At 72.5% G+C, this 16,576-nt stretch carries 11 protein-coding genes and 1 pseudogene; 6 read left to right on the forward strand and 6 right to left on the reverse strand.

What is annotated here, in order from left to right:
* Positions 1–109: 109 nt before the first annotated feature.
* Positions 110–463 (reverse strand): annotated as a pseudogene (locus tag ACTMS2_RS19950) (IS5 family transposase); the annotation flags it as partial.
* 61 nt (positions 464–524) lie between these two features.
* Positions 525–1,136 carry a hypothetical protein gene (locus tag ACTMS2_RS19955; RefSeq protein WP_441176761.1) on the reverse strand — a complete coding sequence of 204 codons (612 nt, stop codon included), beginning with the start codon at positions 1,134–1,136 and terminating at the stop codon, positions 525–527.
* Between the two features lie 643 nt (positions 1,137–1,779).
* On the opposite strand from ACTMS2_RS19955, the gene ACTMS2_RS19960 reads away from it, so the two are divergent.
* The 3 genes from ACTMS2_RS19960 to ACTMS2_RS19970 all read left to right on the forward strand — a co-directional run bounded on the left by ACTMS2_RS19960 (position 1,780) and on the right by ACTMS2_RS19970 (position 5,706).
* On the forward strand, positions 1,780–1,953 hold the full coding sequence (locus tag ACTMS2_RS19960) for a thiazolylpeptide-type bacteriocin (RefSeq protein WP_363901515.1): 174 nt from the start codon (positions 1,780–1,782) through the stop codon (positions 1,951–1,953).
* A gap of 128 nt (positions 1,954–2,081) precedes the next feature.
* On the forward strand, positions 2,082–3,770 hold the full coding sequence (locus ACTMS2_RS19965) for a hypothetical protein (RefSeq protein ID WP_441176762.1): 1,689 nt from the start codon (positions 2,082–2,084) through the stop codon (positions 3,768–3,770).
* A gap of 7 nt (positions 3,771–3,777) precedes the next feature.
* The gene (locus ACTMS2_RS19970; protein ID WP_441176763.1) at positions 3,778–5,706 is read left to right on the forward strand and encodes a TOMM precursor leader peptide-binding protein; all 1,929 of its coding nucleotides are present in this window, start codon (positions 3,778–3,780) and stop codon (positions 5,704–5,706) included.
* A gap of 59 nt (positions 5,707–5,765) precedes the next feature.
* Here the strand turns inward: ACTMS2_RS19970 and ACTMS2_RS19975 are convergent, their stop codons facing one another.
* The 3 genes from ACTMS2_RS19975 to ACTMS2_RS19985 all read right to left on the reverse strand — a co-directional run bounded on the left by ACTMS2_RS19975 (position 5,766) and on the right by ACTMS2_RS19985 (position 11,427).
* Positions 5,766–7,466: a thiopeptide-type bacteriocin biosynthesis protein gene (locus tag ACTMS2_RS19975; protein WP_441176764.1), complete on the reverse strand. Its 1,701-nt coding sequence runs from the start codon at positions 7,464–7,466 to the stop codon at positions 5,766–5,768.
* Between the two features lie 183 nt (positions 7,467–7,649).
* On the reverse strand, positions 7,650–8,804 hold the full coding sequence (locus tag ACTMS2_RS19980) for a hypothetical protein (RefSeq protein WP_441176765.1): 1,155 nt from the start codon (positions 8,802–8,804) through the stop codon (positions 7,650–7,652).
* The gene (locus tag ACTMS2_RS19985) at positions 8,797–11,427 is read right to left on the reverse strand and encodes a lantibiotic dehydratase (protein WP_441176766.1); all 2,631 of its coding nucleotides are present in this window, start codon (positions 11,425–11,427) and stop codon (positions 8,797–8,799) included. The genes ACTMS2_RS19980 and ACTMS2_RS19985 overlap by 8 nt, the downstream gene beginning before the upstream one ends.
* A 208-nt stretch (positions 11,428–11,635) precedes the next feature.
* Between ACTMS2_RS19985 and ACTMS2_RS19990 the strand changes: the two genes are divergently transcribed.
* From ACTMS2_RS19990 to ACTMS2_RS20000, 3 genes are all read left to right on the forward strand, one after another.
* Positions 11,636–11,833: a hypothetical protein gene (locus ACTMS2_RS19990; protein WP_441176767.1), complete on the forward strand. Its 198-nt coding sequence runs from the start codon at positions 11,636–11,638 to the stop codon at positions 11,831–11,833.
* Between the two features lie 328 nt (positions 11,834–12,161).
* Positions 12,162–14,813 (forward strand): LuxR C-terminal-related transcriptional regulator, encoded by a 2,652-nt coding sequence (locus tag ACTMS2_RS19995; RefSeq protein ID WP_441176768.1) that lies wholly within the window; start codon positions 12,162–12,164, stop codon positions 14,811–14,813.
* A 383-nt stretch (positions 14,814–15,196) separates the two neighbouring features.
* A complete protein-coding gene (locus ACTMS2_RS20000; RefSeq protein WP_441176769.1) occupies positions 15,197–15,529 on the forward strand; it encodes a DUF3885 domain-containing protein in 333 nt (110 codons plus the stop codon).
* A 581-nt stretch (positions 15,530–16,110) separates the two neighbouring features.
* Here the strand turns inward: ACTMS2_RS20000 and ACTMS2_RS20005 are convergent.
* Entirely contained in the window at positions 16,111–16,545 is a 435-nt protein-coding gene (locus ACTMS2_RS20005) for a DoxX family protein (RefSeq protein ID WP_441176771.1), read from the reverse strand.
* Positions 16,546–16,576 lie beyond the last annotated feature (31 nt).

The following is a 16,576-nucleotide window of genomic DNA, read 5'->3' on the forward strand; positions in this document are numbered from 1 at the left end:
CCGGGCAATGATCTGCGGCCGACCGCCGCCCGGGATAGCAGTCGTTCACCAACCGCCAATGCCGACGTTTCGCTCCGCCGGCGTCGCTTCCCGGACGTGACAGCGGGGGCGGCGACGCCGTCGCCCCCACCGCGCCTCCTCGCTGGCGCGCCGTCAGTACTTGTGGAACGACTGGCGCACCACACCCGTCCACTGCACCGGTGTGCCGTCGTCGTACACCTGCGCGGCGGCGAGGATCCCACGTCCCGTCGGCCATCCAGCGGCGCAGCCGTTCGTGGCAGGTCTTCCACGGCCCGAAGCGTTCCGGCAGGTCACGCCATGGCGCACCCGTGCGCAGCTTCCACAAGATCCCGTTGATGACCTGTCGGTGATCCCGCCACCGCCCCCGCGAACCACCCGGCTCGGGAAGCAGCGGCGCGATCACCGCCCACGCCTCGTCGGTGAGTTCACCACGACGTACCACCGGCGCATCGTCAACGATCAACCACTACGAGATCGACAGGACACGTCCTAGCCGCGCTCCATCAGCTTTCAGGATCGGAGTCAAGGCGCGGCTGCTCAAGACGTCCGTTAAGCCACCGGTCGAGCCACTCCACAAGAGAGATCCCCTCTGAGTAGAACGAGTGTTCGGCCAAGCCCGAGTTCGGGTCAAAGCCCCACATCATCGCTCCCCGGCCGGCGCAGTCGACATAGGAGTAGATCGCGCATCCCCAATAGGCGATCGGCAGTAAGCCGGAGGGTTCTCGAGAGTCGAGCCGATCGATCGCTGTACGCCCTAGATCGTCTGTGCAGCCACCGGCGACGCCCAGTACAGGACCGAAGCCGCCGTTGGCAACCTCCAGGTAGATGCGTCGGAGCAGGGGCGGCAGCGGATGCCCCAGCGCCTGTTCAGCGTCGTCTACAGCCTGTACAGAGGCAGGTTCAAGCGGCGGCAGCGGGTCGACGGCGTCGGCCGCCAGCGCGGCAAGGTGCTCCCGTGACCCACGTTCCTCCACCCATCGGATGCCCTCGGGCGCGGGCTTCAGCGCCCAGGCACCGCTCGCGTCGACGTAGCCAGGGCGGACGTACACGTGATCGCTGTGGTCGCGAGCTGCCACGCGAGCGGCGATGCCACGGAAGACTTCCTCTTCGCGCATCCCCCAAAGTATCCGCCGGCCGGCGCGGCCCGCTTGCGGGCCGCCTTGATACAGAAACGAACAACTCGGCAGATGACCCGGGTCGCCACCTGAAACTTGACCAGCGGCCAAGGAGCGCTACCGGACGGCGCACTTGACCGGCGTGGTCCCCAGGAAGCCAGAAAAGTCCGGCCCGACGTTTCGGACCAGCCCTCTGACCTGCGTTTTCACCCTGTCGGGACGGCCGGATTCGAACCGACAACCCCTTGGCCCTCAGTCTGCAACGATTCTGTACGCCATGCCGGAACAGCTCGATACATCCGCACACCTGGACAGAACGACATCACGCATCACGTCCTAATACCATCTCCTGTCGGCCACTCCTCCCCCGGCGGGCCGTCGCCGTTACCGGGTCCGTTACGGCGAACGGCCAAGGACCCGCCCTGGCCCTATCAAGGTTCGGGCGTCGTGCGCCGGATGACACGTCTCTACCGAGGGGTCGCCCAGGGGCGGGACCCCGGCCGGGCAGGCAGCGGTGGCCCCCGAGCGGGGGTAAGTAGTGATGTCGGCAAAACTACTGACGACGCCCCGCACCGGCCGCCGGAAGAATCTCTGCCATCCCGGCGTGCCCGGGCCTCATCCCACCTCGAAGGGAGGTGACCACATGCCGATCGGACGAGAAGACGACGAGTTCGAGCTCGACGATCTCGACCTCAGCGGCCTGACCGTGACGGTCATGCGCGACACCGTCGCGATCCCCGAGTCCGGGGCGTCCCGGATCAGCGCTTGCCTGGCGTCCTGCTCCTGCTCCATCGTCCCCGAGGAGCCGATGGGGTAGCCGCCGCGGAGCGCGAACCGCGCTGCCTGAGTGACGAGGCGACTGTCGCCGGGCCCGGCGACAGTCGCCCTTCCAATCCCGGATTTCTCCGACGACCCCAGCCGTTCCCCGACCGGTGAGGCGAGCAGATGTCGAACACTTCCTGGCAACTCCGCCCCACACTGCAGGCGACCCGAATCGACGGCGGGCTGCACCTACGGTCCTGGGACACCAGCCTCACCCTGGACGACGCGCCACAGCTGTGGCGGCTCTGGCAACTGCTCACCCGGCGCCTCGCATCCGGCCGGACCACAGACGACCTGCGCGACCTGTCGCCACGCCCGCCCGTTGCCCTCGCCCTGTACCGGCTGGCCGACCTGCTCCGGGAACACGACCTGCTGGTCCGGGTGCCGGAGCACTGGACCACCGCCGGGCGCGCCCACGCCCCCGCCGACGCCTGCGGGCCGGCCCCGGTGCCTCCCCCCGCCGTCGCCACCTGGCTGGCGTCGGTCGCCTCCGACCCCGCCGCATCCTGGACCGGCATCGGCCGGGAACCGGTGACCGTCACGGGAGCGGGCCCCGCTGCCACCGCCGCGATCGAGGCGTTGACCGCCGCCGGAGCCCGGGTCCGGCGGGCCGCGACCCGCACCGACCCACCGCGCGACGCTGGGCGCGTCACCCTCGCCGCTGGCGACGGGCGTGCCGTGGTGACCGGGGCCAGCGCCACGGTCGGCTACGTCACCCCCGTCGGCCCGGGCACGCATCTGCGGGCCCAGGCGGGCCTGATCGCCGAGCGGCTCGGACTCGGCAGCGCGGCGACGGCCCCTGGCGACCCGGTTGCCGTGGTGGCCGGCGCCTGCGCCGCGCACCGGCTCCTCGGCGCGCTCGCCGAGCTGACCGAACCGGCCGCGCCGACGGCGCTCGTCGTGCGCAGCGATCCGCTGCGCGCCACCGCCCACCCGTGGCCGCCCGGCGTACGGTCACCGGCGGTCGACGCCCCCGACCGGCGGGACGACACCGTCCGCGCGGGCCTACCCACCTCCCTCACGGACCCGGAACTCGGTGTGTTGCCGCCGGTGGAGCTCGACGATCTGCCACAACTACCGGTGGGACTGGCCCGGTGCCGGGTCGGCGGTGTTCCCGGCCCGGCCGGTGGGACGCTCGTCACCGGGCACGGTCCGGACACCTCCACCGCGAGGTTGCACGCCACGCTGGCAGCGGTGGAGCTGCTCAGCGTGTCTACCGGAGGGGCCGCCGTGCTGGCCTGCGGGGTGGACCGCAGCCATGCAGAGGGAGTGCTGCTGCGCCGCCTCGCCCGCCGGTCGGTGGCCTCGGCCGGCGTCACGTCAGGCGGGGCTGTCCCCCCGTGGGCGTTCGACGCGCCGGCAGCCCGCCGCTGGTGGCGTACGCTGACCCGCCGCCTCGGCGTCCCGGCGACCGTTCACGTCCGCCGGCTCGCCCCCGGGGCGCAGCTGGCCGTCGTGCGCGGCCCGGGCACGACGGACCCCGATGGGTGGATGGAACTCGGCTGGGCGATCGAGGCTTCGGCCCACGACGCGGTCGCCTTCGCCGCCCTCGCCGCGGTCGCCACGGTCCGCTGGCGTGCCCACCAGCCCGGATTGCCGTACTCGCACGGCCCCTGCGGAGCGTCGCCACGGGTGAGCCGCTCGGCCGCGCCCATGCCCGACGGGTCCGAACGGGAGGCCGCCCTCCGGCGGTCACTGCGGACCCTCGTCGGCGCCCCCGCGGAGCCGATCGTGGTGACGCCGCCGGCTCCGCTGGCCGCCGCCCTGCGTACGGTCGGGCTCGTCGTCCTGCGGGCCGGCGATGACCGGTGAGCCTCGGTTGCCCGGGGACGATCGGGACGGTCCCTGGCAGCCGGACCCCGACCTGGCCGGCCAGCTCGCCGAGGCGCTGAGGGGGGCGGGGTCGCCGTACCCGGTGCTGGCCGAGGACGACGGGTGGGCCGGCTCCGGCCCGGCGGTGGTGGTGTCGACCCGGTGGAGTCCGGCGCAGCTGAGTCGGCTGGCCGACCGGGGCACCGGGGCCGGCGGCACCGTCCTGCCCGTCCGGTTCGACGGCGGTACGGCGCTGGTGGGTCCGCTGGTCGGCGCCGACAGTGCCACCTGCCTGCGCTGCCTGGAGGCCGCCAGGCTGGCGGCGCCGGGCGGCCGGACACCGCACGGTGATTCCGAGCTGCGGCTCGGCGGTCGGCCGGCGCCGGCCCTGCTGCCCGTCCTCGCCGCGGTGGTCCGGTCGGCGTTGGCCGAGCCGCAGTCCGCCGCCGCGCGGCTCTGGGTCGTCCCGCCCGACGGAAGCGTGTCCGCCCATCCGGTGGCGCCGGTGGGGGTTCGCTGCGAAGGATGCCTCAGCCGGCAGCCCCCGGCTCCACCTGGGACGCCGCTTACCGGCAGCGGTCAGCCGCCGGCCGACCCGTTGCGGCTGCGCCGGCCAAACCCGGCGACCGACCTGGCGGGACTTCGCCGGGCGCTGCTGGAGCCACGGCTGGGCCACGTCGTTCAGCTGCACCGGCACGAGGGGTACGGGCTGCCGGTCACCACGGCGGTGGTCGCCGGTCCGGCGGTCACCGTGGCGGGCTTCGGCCGGGCGACGACCGCCGCGGAGGCTGACCGGTTGGCGCTCTTCGAAGCGGTGGAACGGCTGGCCGGGTACGCCCCTCACGGGCCCGCCACCCGGCACTGGGCGTCCTTCGCGGAGCTGGGACCGGAGCGTGCCGTCGATCCCGCAGCCCTCGGTCTGCCCGACCTGCCCAGCGCCCACCACATCCCGTACGCCCCCGACGTGCCGACGTGGTGGGTGCCGGGGTGGTCGCCCAGTCGGGCGACGTCCGTGGCGGTGCCGGAGCACGCGGCGTACTGGGGTGACCTCGGGCAGCGCCCGTCGGTGACCTTCCTGTCGGAGTCCTCCAACGGCTGCGGTCTCGGCAACAGCCTGGAGGAGGCGGCCCTGCACGGCCTGTTCGAGGTGATCGAACGGGACGCCTTCCTGATGGCCTGGTACGCCCGTACGCCACTGGTGGAGGTCGCGCTCCCCGACGAACTCGACCTGGTCGGGCACCTCGCCGACAATCTGGACCTGCTCGACTACGACCTACGGTTGTTCGACGCGACCACCGACCTGGCCGTGCCGGCGGTCGTCGCGCTGGCGCACCACCGGATGCCCGCCGTGGGGGCGCCGACGGCGTTCTTCGCGGCCGGCGCCCACCCGGATCCCCTCACGGCGATCCACTCAGCCGTGGTGGAGCTGGTCGTCAACCTTTACGAGGTGCGCGACACGTGGCAGGGGGATTCGGCGCGGGCGGACCGCGACCGGCTACTGCCGATGCTCGACGATGCCGCGTTGGTCCGCCGGATGGACGACCACATGATGCTGCACTGCCTGCCGGAAGCACGGCCGCGCTACGAGTTCCTGCTCGGGGCCGGGCGGACCCGGGCCTGGCGGGAGGTGTGGCCGGGGCTGCCCCGTCCCGTCGAGGACCTCGCGGCCCTGTTCGGCGCGCTCTGCGCGGATCTGCATCACCGGGCCGGGGTGGAACCGATCGTCGTCGACCAGAGCATCCCCGAGCTGCGGCAGGCCCTCGGGTTGCATGCTGCCAAGGTCGTCGTCCCCGGCACCCTGCCGATGACGTTCGGTCACCTGAACCGGCGGACGCGGGGGCTGCCCCGGCTGCTGACTGTGCCGGCGGCGCTGGGCCGCCTGCCCGGGCGGCCCCGCTACGAGGACCTGGCACTGCATCCGCATCCCTTCCCGTGACCGTCCCCTCCCGGGCCGGCCAGGGGTCGGGCCCGACGTGCGGACCCGACCGCCAGGGGTCACCCGACGGGCCGGCCGACCGGGAGCAGGTAGGCGAGAACCTCGTCGACCCCGTCGAGGAGGAGCAGTTCGTGGGCGATGTCGTCGTAGAACCCACCGACCATGCCCAGTCCGAGTCCCATCGCCGCCGCCGTGAGGGCCAGGTTCTGGGCCAGGTGACCGGCCTCGAGCATGCCGAAGCGCAGCGCCCGGAGGCCGTAGGCGGCCCGCAGCACGGGCAGGTCGACGTAGACCCCGAGCAGCGCCGGCAGCGCCGACAGATCGATCCGATCCTGGCTGGCCGGGATGTCCGCCGACTGCGTCGCCGGTCCGGCCTTGAACCACATCGACGCGGTGGCCAGCTCGGCGTCGGTGGGCACCGGGCCGGTGGGCAGCAGGAGCCGGGACTCGGCGTCCACGTCGTACTGGTGGGCCGGGACGTCGGCCACGTCCCGGGCCAGCACGCGCAGCCGGACCGCGTACTTGGCGCCGGCGCTCGGGTAGGGTCGGCGGCCCCCGGGCCTGCCGGCCCGGTAACTCGCCCCGCTGGCGGTCCACAGCAGAGTGGCCAGGTGCGCGGCGTCCATCGGGCCGCAGAGCGTGCCGCGTCCGCTGGCCCGCGCGGCGAGCGCGTCGCCGAGCGCGGCCGTCACGGGCGCGGCGGGGGGAAGGGCCAGGGGCGGACCGGACCGTCGCCGGTCGCCGTGCCGCGTCCGGTCCGACGTCCGCGGCCGCTGCCACTCGATCCGGCCCGGGGCGTAGCTGCTGGCCTCCAGGTACCGCCGGTCGGGGCTGGCGGTGCCGTCGGCGAAGAAGTCGGTGGGGCCGTCCGGCGCCAGCAAGGCGGCGGCGAGGAAGTGGTAGAGGGAGCGCTCCTCGTCGGGCAGGATGCCCAACCGGTTGAGCAGCATGTGCAGTTGGGACGCCCACACCCCGGCCCACTGGTCGCCGCCGCCGGCATTGTTCTCCAACTGGGCGCGGGCGGCGCGCACCTGGGCGGCCCACCGGTCCCGGATCCGGGAGCCGTCCGCCGCGGAGGCGGTGATCTCGTGCCAGCGCCGTACCACCGAGCGGGCCTGCGTGGTGGCTGCGGCGAGCGCCGGCCCCTGCACGTTGCCCGGGGTCAGCGTGGTGCTCTCCGGGTGCCACCGCCAGGCGGTCGCGCTGCGGCGCAGCCATCGGGCCGCGGCGAGCATGTCCAGGTCGAGGGCGATCAGGGTGGCGAGGACCAGGTCGGTAGCCGCCACCATCCGCTGGCCGGGTCCCGGGGTACGCGCGACCACCTCGGCGGCGATCCGGCTGGAGGTGCCGAACACCGTCTCGGCCACCGGCAGCGCGGCCCGGCCGCCATACCGCTCGGTCTCCGGCTCGTAGTCGACCTGCCGGGCCTGTGCGTGCCCCGGCCACCCCGGAGGGCTGGCGGTGCTGAGGTCGAGCAGCGGATGGTCGGCGGCCCGGGCCGCGGCGACCAACTGCTCCTGCCACCGGCGGTGCTCGTGCGCCTCGGCGCCCCGGGCCCGCACCCTCAGGTGTGGACCGTCGTCGAAGTAGCGGATGAAGAACCAGTCGGCAATCGTCCCGTTCCGACGCAGTCCCTCCATGAGCGGTGTGAGTGTGCCGGTGATGAAGTCATCGACGTGTTCCGCACTCCAGTGCAGATAGCAGTGCAGGCTGTGGAAGGAGCCCCGCCCAGGGTGGACGGGGGCGGCGGTCACGGGCATGGGAACTCCTCCGGACAGGTCAGGTCGTAGCAGAAGTCGAGGACACGGGGACGGCCGTCGCGTCGACCAGATCGCCGGGCAGCCACCGCGGGTCTGCGGCCGATCCTCGCGGGCTCAGCCCGCTGCTGCGCGTCCCCGGCCGCCAGGAGGCGCCACCGGCGGCGGGCACGGACACCGCGGCCGTCACCGGGTCCCCTCCGAGGCGCGCAGGTGCCCCCGCATCGCGTCCTGCCAGGTCACTCCGGTGAGCCGCTGAACGGCCTCGCTGAACAGGTAGGCGGCGAGGTAGCGCTCGGAGGGGGTGATGTCGCAGATCGTCAGGAGCAGGTACAGCACGTTGGTGCCGAACCGGTACGGGCCGAAGTCGTCGCGGACCGCCGCCTTGGACAGGAAGTCCATCCGGTTGAGCCCACGGTGGTAGGGGCTGAACTCGGTCCGCACGGTGACATCCCACTGCCGCTCGGTGGCGGGGTCGCCCAGGGCGCGGGCCCGGCGGGCGTACTGGTCGCCGGGTACCACTGGTATGTCACCTCGGTCGTGGGCCGCCCGGGTGATCCGCCACGCGACCTCCTCCCAGCTTCGCCAGGCTTCGGCAACCGGGGTGTGGCCGGTCCGGTCCGGCGCCACCAGTCGCCCGACCTCCTCGACGATCCGGTCGCTCTGCCGCTGCCAGGTCGCGTGGAAGCCGGCCCGGATGCGCCCGTCGGTATCCCGCAGGTGCAGAAAGTCCTCCAGGTGGGACAGGAAGGAGTTGTAGCCGGCGCCGTAGCCGGCCGGGTACGCGGCCGCGTGCACGGCCATGGCGGTGAGGGCGAGCCGGACCCGCCGGGCGGAGGTGTTGCCGTGAGCCACCAGGTCGGCGGCGGTGGTGGCGACCGGGTCGAGGCCGACGCGCAGCAGTTCCGCGCGGCAGGCCACGGCGGCGTCGGATCCGAGCAGCTCACGGACGTGCCCGTCGGCCGGCGGGCCGACCAGGACGGTGTTGTCGGCCATGATCGGCTCGTAGGGGCCGGGCACCAGTTCGGCCCGGCCCGCCGCGACACAGCGGCGCAGCAGCTCGGCGTCGTCGACGTCGCCCCGGGAGGGGTGGGTGGCCAGGTACGCGCGCAGCGTGGCGGCGAGATCGTCGGCGGCCACGCGTACGGCGGGCTCCGGTCCGGCCACCCGGATCCGCAGGTGCGGCCCGTGCAGCCAGTGCCGTTCGACGTGCAGCCGCAGCTGCGGACCACTCAGCCTGGCGACGGCGGGAAGGACCGCGTGGTACAGCAGCGGGACCTTCTCCGGCTCGTGGTAGTAGCAGACGACGTCGGCGGCGGCCGTCGACCGGTGCTCACCCATCGGTGCCTGCACGGTACAGCTCGATCACGACCTCCGTCGCCGGCTGCCCGGGACGGGGGGCGGGCAGTGCCTCCTCCAGGACGACGCCGTCCGGGTAGCGGGCCAGGGTCCGGGACAGGCAACGCAGGTGCAGCGGGCTTGCGAGGTCGACGTACTGGGAACGGGGCTGTTCCAGGTAGGACATGAACGCCGTCAACCCCCTCGCGCCCTCGACGGCGGCGGCGCCGACGAAGACGTGCTCGGGCAGGCCGAGCAGGTGTCGCCAGCGCACGGCGGTACGTCCCACCTCAGCGGGCCGGGCGTCCAGCTCGGCCCGCCAGGCGGCGACGATGTCCGCGGAGAGCCGCCAGTCCGCCCGGGAGAGAACCACCTCCCGGTACCGTAGCCGGGGCCGGCACCAGACCAGGCCGGCCGGGGTGCGGCGGATCTGTCGGGACGCCATGGCCCCGCCCAGTCCGACCGATCCCGTGCCCACGTCGGTGAGCATGCTGGTCAGGCGCTCCGGCAGCATCAGCGGCACCAGGAACCCGAGATAGACCACGTCCAACGGTTCACCGGTGGCGGTGACCACCAGGCGGACCTGATCGGTGGCGACGTCGTGGACCAGGTGCAGGTCGTCCGGAACCAGGTTTCCGTGGCGGCGGTCGTCGGCGATCTCGTCGCCGACGAGCAGCGGATGCAGGTTGCCATTGAACCCGTTGACCGGGCGGAGCTGGGCCACCCGGGCGCCGAGGTGGCGCCGGATCTGGGCGGCGACGGCCGTTTCGGCCTCCGGGGGGAGCTGCCGCAGGAAGCGGCTGGTGAACCGGCCCCAGCCGCCGTACACGTGATTGACACAGAACGACGCGCCGTCGTGGCAGGACTGTCCGAAGACCGCGTACGAGCCGGGTCGGCTGGTGAGCCAACGGGGCAGCCTGGGGGCGACGGCGTCGGGCAGCCCGTCGGGGACGGTCAGGTTCCCGTCGTCGTCGGTCGTGACGGCGGCCACCAGGGCGGCCCGGAGCCGGGCCAGTTCGCGCAGCTCGTCACCGGGGGCGAGGTCGAGCGTCGGGTCCAGGGCGCCGTCGGCGCCGACCAGGTGCGTCGCCTGCCAGACCGCACCGTACTCCTCGGCGAACTCCGTCGGTGACTCGCAGCGGCCGCCCACGCCGTAGCGGGCGACGAAGCGGTCCCGGGCCAGACGGCGGACCACCGCGTGCTGGTCGAAAAGTTCGAAGATCGGGGTCAGCGCGGCGAGGGTGCCCCGGTGGTCCCGGCCGTGGGCCCGGCCCAGGCCCACCGGGCGGACCAGGGTCACGTCCTCGGTGACGGGTTGCGGACGACCCGTGCGGTCCGCGCCGAGCAGGGCGAAGGCCGCGTCCCAGCGGGAGCGTAGCCCGGCCAGGGCCGCCGGCCGTTCGGTCGCGTCGAGACCGGCGAACGCGGTGGTCCTGGCATCGATCTCCCGCAGCAACACGGCCACGTCGGCCAGGCCGATCCCGGCCAGCCAGTCGGCGACCGCGGCGAGGCCGTCGACGGCCTGCGGGTCCACCGGGTACGCGGGGCGGAGCACGCCCTGCTCGACGAGCGCGTGCAGGTACGCCCGAGCCGCCGCGGACGCCTGCGACGCCGGACGGGGCAGCCGGGTGGCCAGTTCCGTCGCGAGCTGGTGCGGCGTCGCCGCCCCGCCGGGCTCCAGCAGATCCAGCAGGTGCCGCAGCGCCCGGGTCAGCGGCAGCGTCAGCGCCTCCTCCCGTTGCACCCCGGGTGGCGCGTCGGGGGCCTGTGTCTGCCGACGCAGCCGGATCGCCGCCCCGTCCACCCACAGGCCGGGCGCCAGCGTGTGGGGCAGATCGCCGCGACGGTCGGGGTGCCGGAGCACAGCGTGGACGAGGGCGGACAGAGTGGCCCGGTCGGCGTTGGCGACCGCCACCACCTCCGGGGAGCCGGTCGGGTCCGGCACCGGCCCGTCCCAGCGGCCCCAGCCCACCCGGGTGAACCAGGACAGCGGCACGGTCCTGGTGGCCGCCCGCATCGCGTACCGGAGCACGGTGGCCTCCGACTTGCGGGCCCGGTCGTCGGGTGCCGGGCCCTGCTCGGCCGCCCGGCGCAGCGCCCGCAGCAGGTCCACGCTGGTCAGCGCGACGGCCCGGGACAGTTCCTCGGCGCGGCACAGCTCGGCCAGGGCAACCCGGTCGGCGGCGAGCGCCGGCGCGAGAAGGGCGTCGAGTTCCGCGGTGTGCCGGTCGATGTCGTCGCGGAGGCAGAGCCAGGACGCCAGGCCGGGCAGGTGGTCTGTCCAGCCGGCCAGCCGGACACGCGACGCCACCGACGGGCTGCGCCCGTTGTGCGCGTCGCGGCGCAGGGCCAGCAGCGCCCGACGCTGGTCGGAATCGGCCCGGACGACCTGCTCGTGCAGCACGTCGGCGAGCGCCGCGGCGATTCGCTCGGCGCGTGCGGTCAGCTCCAGCAGGCGGGCGGCGACGCCCCGGAACTCCTCGGTCACGACCGACGGTTCCGGGAGGGTGACACCGGCGACCCGCACTATCGCGTACGGCGCCACGGTGACCTCGGGCGCTCGGGTGACGGGCCCGACCCGGCCTACGCCCGGCGCCGGCGTCCCGCCGACCGTGGTCCCGATCATCCTCTCTCCTCTCCCCCGTGACCGCTTCCTGGTGGAGGACGGTGACGGCGTGACTGCCGACACTCGCAGCCGTGTCCGTGGGAGGCGTCCGCACAACTACCGGTCCGGTTACGTACTCGGTGGCAGGCGCCGGCTGCGTAGCCGGTTGCGTACTTCTCCGGATGGTGCCGGGCGGCGGGAGGAAGGTGTGCGGGGCGATGAGCACGAAATGCCTCAGAACCACATCGACACGGTCTCCATCGACGATGATTTCAGCCTGGCTGACCTCGACGTGTCCGAGCTGACCGTCGTCAACGTGCACGACTCGGCTGCCCTGCCGGAGTCCTGCGGACTGCCGCCTGGGACCGCGGCTTCACCGGCCTCGACCAGCTCCGGACGGCGGCGGGCACGCTCCTCGCCCGGCTGAAAATCAACGGCCCGCCGTCTTTCTACCCCAGCGCTAGATCGACGGCAATCCTTCCTCCGCCGGGAAACTACACCTGGAACGATCAACTCGAGATCTGGCCGGATCGAAGAGTGCGGTGAGCTGTTGACTACGAAGCGTCCACCTTGTGTACTCGACATCCCCAAAGAGGATCTTCCCCCTAAGGATCCGTAATGCCAGGTAAACGGCCTTCTCTGATCACACTGGGGTTGCGGTTCCGCACCCACAGCCAACGGCCGTCCCGCGACACCGCCCGATGACGCCCACCCCGGCCGACCGGCTCGTACCAGCTCGACCGACGTCCGGTCGGATGACCGGTCACCCGCTGCCCCGGACGGAATTCGCCGCACTCCGTCGTCAGCTCGACGACCTGCACGCGGGAACCGGCGCAGCCGTAGCCCTCGCCGGAGAACCGGGAATCGGCAAGACCACGTTGATCTCCGCCCTCGCGGCGCAGGGCAGGGCGCACACCCTCACGGTGGTCGCCGCCACGGGCCGGACGGGCACCGGTCCGCCCGTCGTGGTGGGAGCGGAACCCACCCTTGTCCTGCTCGACGACGTGCACCTGCTCGACGACGTGCACCGGGACCAGATGCAGCAGCTGATCGAACTGACCACCACCGCGCCGGTGCTGCTGGTCCTCGCCTACCGGGACCGGCAACTGTCCCGTGGGGCGGCGGCGGTGCTGTCCCGGGCGGCCGCACGCGGCCAGCTCACCCAGCACCGGCTAGGTCCACTGGACCTCGGCCAGACCCGTGAGCTGCTCGGTGACCGGCCGGACCTGACCCGGCTGCACGCCGAGGGTGACGGCAACCCGCTCTACCTGCAACTGCTGGCTGCCGCAGACGCGGAGGCCATGACCGACGCCCACCTGATCCTGCTCGGCGAGCTGGCCGAACTCGCCGACCGCGAACTGCGGGTCGCCCAGGCGGCCGCCGTGCTGCGTACCCCCGGTTCGGCGGAACTGCTCGCCGCGGTGGCCGGACTGGACGTCACGGAGACACTGTCCGCCCTGGACACCCTCACCGAACTGGACCTGATGCGCCCGGTGCAACTGCTGCCGCGCTTCGCGTTCCGGCACGACGTCGTCCGTCGGTTCGTCTACGCGCAGATCGGCCCCAGCCAACGCCTCGCCGCCCACCGGCGCGTGGAGACCGAACTGCTGGCTCGCGGCGCTCCGGTCACCCAGCGCGCCCACCACATCGCCCGGGCCCTCGACACGGGCCGTCCTGAGCAGTTGCCCGTTCTGATCGACGCGGCGCGGAGCACCATGCACAACGCACCGGCCGATGCCCTGGAGTGGTTGGAGGCCGCGCTGCAACTGCTGCCCGAGGGCGACGACCGCTGGTACGAAGCGCAGGTGCTGGCCCTGCGGGCCCAGTTGCTGCGCGGCGGTCGATGCGACGTGCAGCAACTGGTGCACACCCTCCTACCCCGGGTGATCCGCATGCCTGGCCGGGACTTCTCCTCGACCATGGCAGTCGCCGTCCGGGTACGCCGGATCCAGGGCCGGCACGCCGAGGCGTCGGCCCTGATCCGGGAAGGGCTGGCCGCGCTGCACGGCACCCATCCCTCCGCTCCCTCCACGGCCGTGGCCATGCACACGGAACTGGCGGCACTCGCCCTCGACCGGCTCGATCAGGAAGCCGCCCGCCTGAACGCCCGCGAGGCCGCCACCATCGCCCGGCAGCACGGAGACCGGCTCGGGGAGGCGGCCGCCGTCGCCCAGATGGCGATGGCGCACCTGCTCGCCGCGGACAGCGACGCCGCGGACCGGGCCGCCGACATCGCGGCCGATCTGGTGGACACCACGCCGGACAGCAGCGTCGTCACCAACCTGCCGGCCCTCTACCTGGTGGCCTCGACGGAGGACGCCCTGCACCGGCTCACCGAGGCGCAACGGCACCTGTCCCGTGGTGCCGAGGAGGCCCGCCGAACCGGACAACGTTTCATCCTTCCCGCCATCCTGACCTCGCTGGGGGCGGTGGAGTTGCAACGTGGACTACTCGACCGGGCCGGCCGCACCCTGGAGGAAGCTGCGGAACTGCTCGAACCGGAAGGCACGTCGACGGCCCGGGCTTCGGTCGCCGCGCTTCTCGCGCTCGTACGGTACTGGCAGGACTCCGACCGAGAGGCCGTCGCGGTGATCGCCCTGGGTGATCAGGCCCTTGCCCTGATCCGGGACCAGGGGCCGGCCGAGGAGGCGATCGCGCCCTGCCTCCTGGCGGACCTGCTGATCAAGGTGGCGGAGCCGGAACGCGGGCGTCGGCTGATGCTCGACGCTCTCGGCGGCCCGGAGATGCCACGGATCGCCCCGCCGAACCGGTCCCGGTGGTACGAGGCGTTGTCCATGGCCGCGCTCCGGATGGGTGACAAGCGTGACGCGAGCCGGTGGGTCGACCTGGCCGAGGCCTCGGTGCGCAACCTCTCCGTCAGCCGTCAGGGCTACCTGATGCGCGCCCGCATGCGGCTGTACGCCGCACGCGGGGAAACCAGCCCGGCGCTGGCCGCCGCAGAGCAGGCAGTCGAATGCTTCGCCGGTCGGGGACTGGACCTGGACCTGTGCCGGACGATGGCGGCGACGGGATCCGTACTGGTGGACGCCAGCCGCACCGACGAAGCCCGCGCCTGGCTCGGACGGGCGGCCGCGCTCGCCGAACAGTGCGGTTCGGCCCGTCTGGTCGATCGGGTTCGCCGGCAGCAGAGCCGTCTCGTCCCGGAGGCGCCAACCAGGGGTGGCGACCCGCTGGCCGTGCTGACCGAGCGTGAACGGCAGATCGCCGATCTGGTGAGCCGCGGTATGACCAGCGTGGAGGTCGCACACGGGCTCTTCCTGAGCGTCCGTACGGTCGACACCCACCTGGGTCGGATCTACCGCAAGCTCGGCGTGTCGAACCGGGCGAGCCTGGCCCGGGCGATACTCCGGTCGCACACGACGGCGCCGGCCGGGGAACCTCGGTGAGGTGAGCGGAGCGTCGTCGCCGCGCGGCGGGGCCGACGGTGCGCGATTCGCGTCCTACGCGGACCTGAACCGCGACCGTCGGCCGACGCTGTAGGAGGACTGCATGTGGAACCCCGGGGCGGCCCGGTTCTGGATCCTGAATGCGTTGGCCGTGGTGCGGTTTCTGCTCGCCGTGGTCGGCTCGGTCCGGCGCCTGCACCGCCGGTGGACCCGCTGACTACCTGCTTCTGTGTCATGCCTCTGCGTTGCGGCGGGAGTAGCCCGCTGGGCGTGAACGATCAACGCGAGGAGATCCGTAGGCAGACCACGACCGTGGACGTCCCGACCGGCGACGGAACGCGGAGGTACATCGTCGGGCCGACGGGGATGGTGAGTCCCCAGCCGTGAGTCTCTTTGGGACCCGTTCGCGCTGCATCGCGCCGTCAGCATGGCACTGGCAGACCCTGCTGGAAGACCCCGAGGAAGAGCCTGAGTACCGCGCCTATACACAGCTCTACGCCGAGACAATCCCCTGGCGACCGCACGCGATTGACGTTCTGTGGCGAGCTGTAGCCGACGACGAGTTGGCAAACGTGATCCTCGCGACGTCTGATCTTCGTTGGCTGTATCACCCCTACGACGGTGGAGCTGACGTCATTCTGTCGACGCGAGAGCAACGGGACGCGCTGAAGGCACAGCACCGGGATTGGCTTTCGCAGCAGCCGTCCGGACTTTAGATGCCGTCAGTCCGTCACCCTTGACCGGCGGTCAAGATGCGCTACCGGCCCGACGCACTTGACCGACGTGGTCCCCAGGAAGCCAGAAAGGCCGGCCCGACGTCTCGGACCAGCCATCTGACCTGCGATAACACCTTGTCGGGACGGCCGGATTCGAACCGACGACCCCTTGTTACCGAACGTAGCCACCGCAACCTTGTCATCGGTTGTCAGATATGAGCGATGAACTGCACAGATGTAATCAGGCAGCGATCGTCGATTCTCACTGATTGTCAACTATGAGCGGGGGTTTTCGGGGGGTAAACGGGGGCCGGCGGGGCATCACCAGGCCCACCGCGTCCCGGCCCCCCATCAGCAGCGCACCCGTCACAGTCTGGGGCGTACACCCGGTCGCCGTGGTCACGGCCGCCGGGAACGGCGCACCCCCACCCATCGCGACACGCTGAACGCAGGCATGGGGTTCGTGCCGGTGGGGCGACGGCATCCGGGCATCCATGGTCGCCATCAGAGATGATCTGCAACTGGCACCCAGGCAACGAGCGGCAACCGGGCTGACGATGTCGTTGGATTCGGTTCGTGTGTCAGGAACGACGGCGCAGTGAGCGCAGCGCGGGAACCGCGTCGGTGGCGGCGAGCGCCCAGAGCACGAGCAGCGGCTGGAAGAGCAGGCGGACCGCCCGTGCCGCGTCGGTGTCCAGGCCGAATCCGTCACGCCCTTCCGTGAACTGAGCGATGTTGCCCGGGAAGACCACGACGAAGAAGGCGGCTACGACCGCTCCGGTGAGGCCGCGTACGGGCTGTCTCCAAGCGACGAGCAGGGCCAGCCCCAGACAGATCTCGACCACTCCGGAGGCGACGACGACGAGGTCGGCATCAAGCGGGAGCCAGGAGGGCACCTGCGCCAGGAACTCCTCGCGCGCGACGGTCAGGTGGGCGGTGCCGGCAACGAGCAGCATCACGCCCAACACGACCTGGCCGACCGCGCCCGTCAACCGTCGGGCAGACGTGGATGTCATGGTGTCTCTCCCGTGGCGTGAACGAGGGACG

The sequence above is a fragment of the Micromonospora sp. SD12 genome (assembly GCF_052068495.1).
In the GTDB taxonomy this organism is placed as follows: Bacteria; Actinomycetota; Actinomycetes; order Mycobacteriales; family Micromonosporaceae; genus Micromonospora; species Micromonospora echinofusca.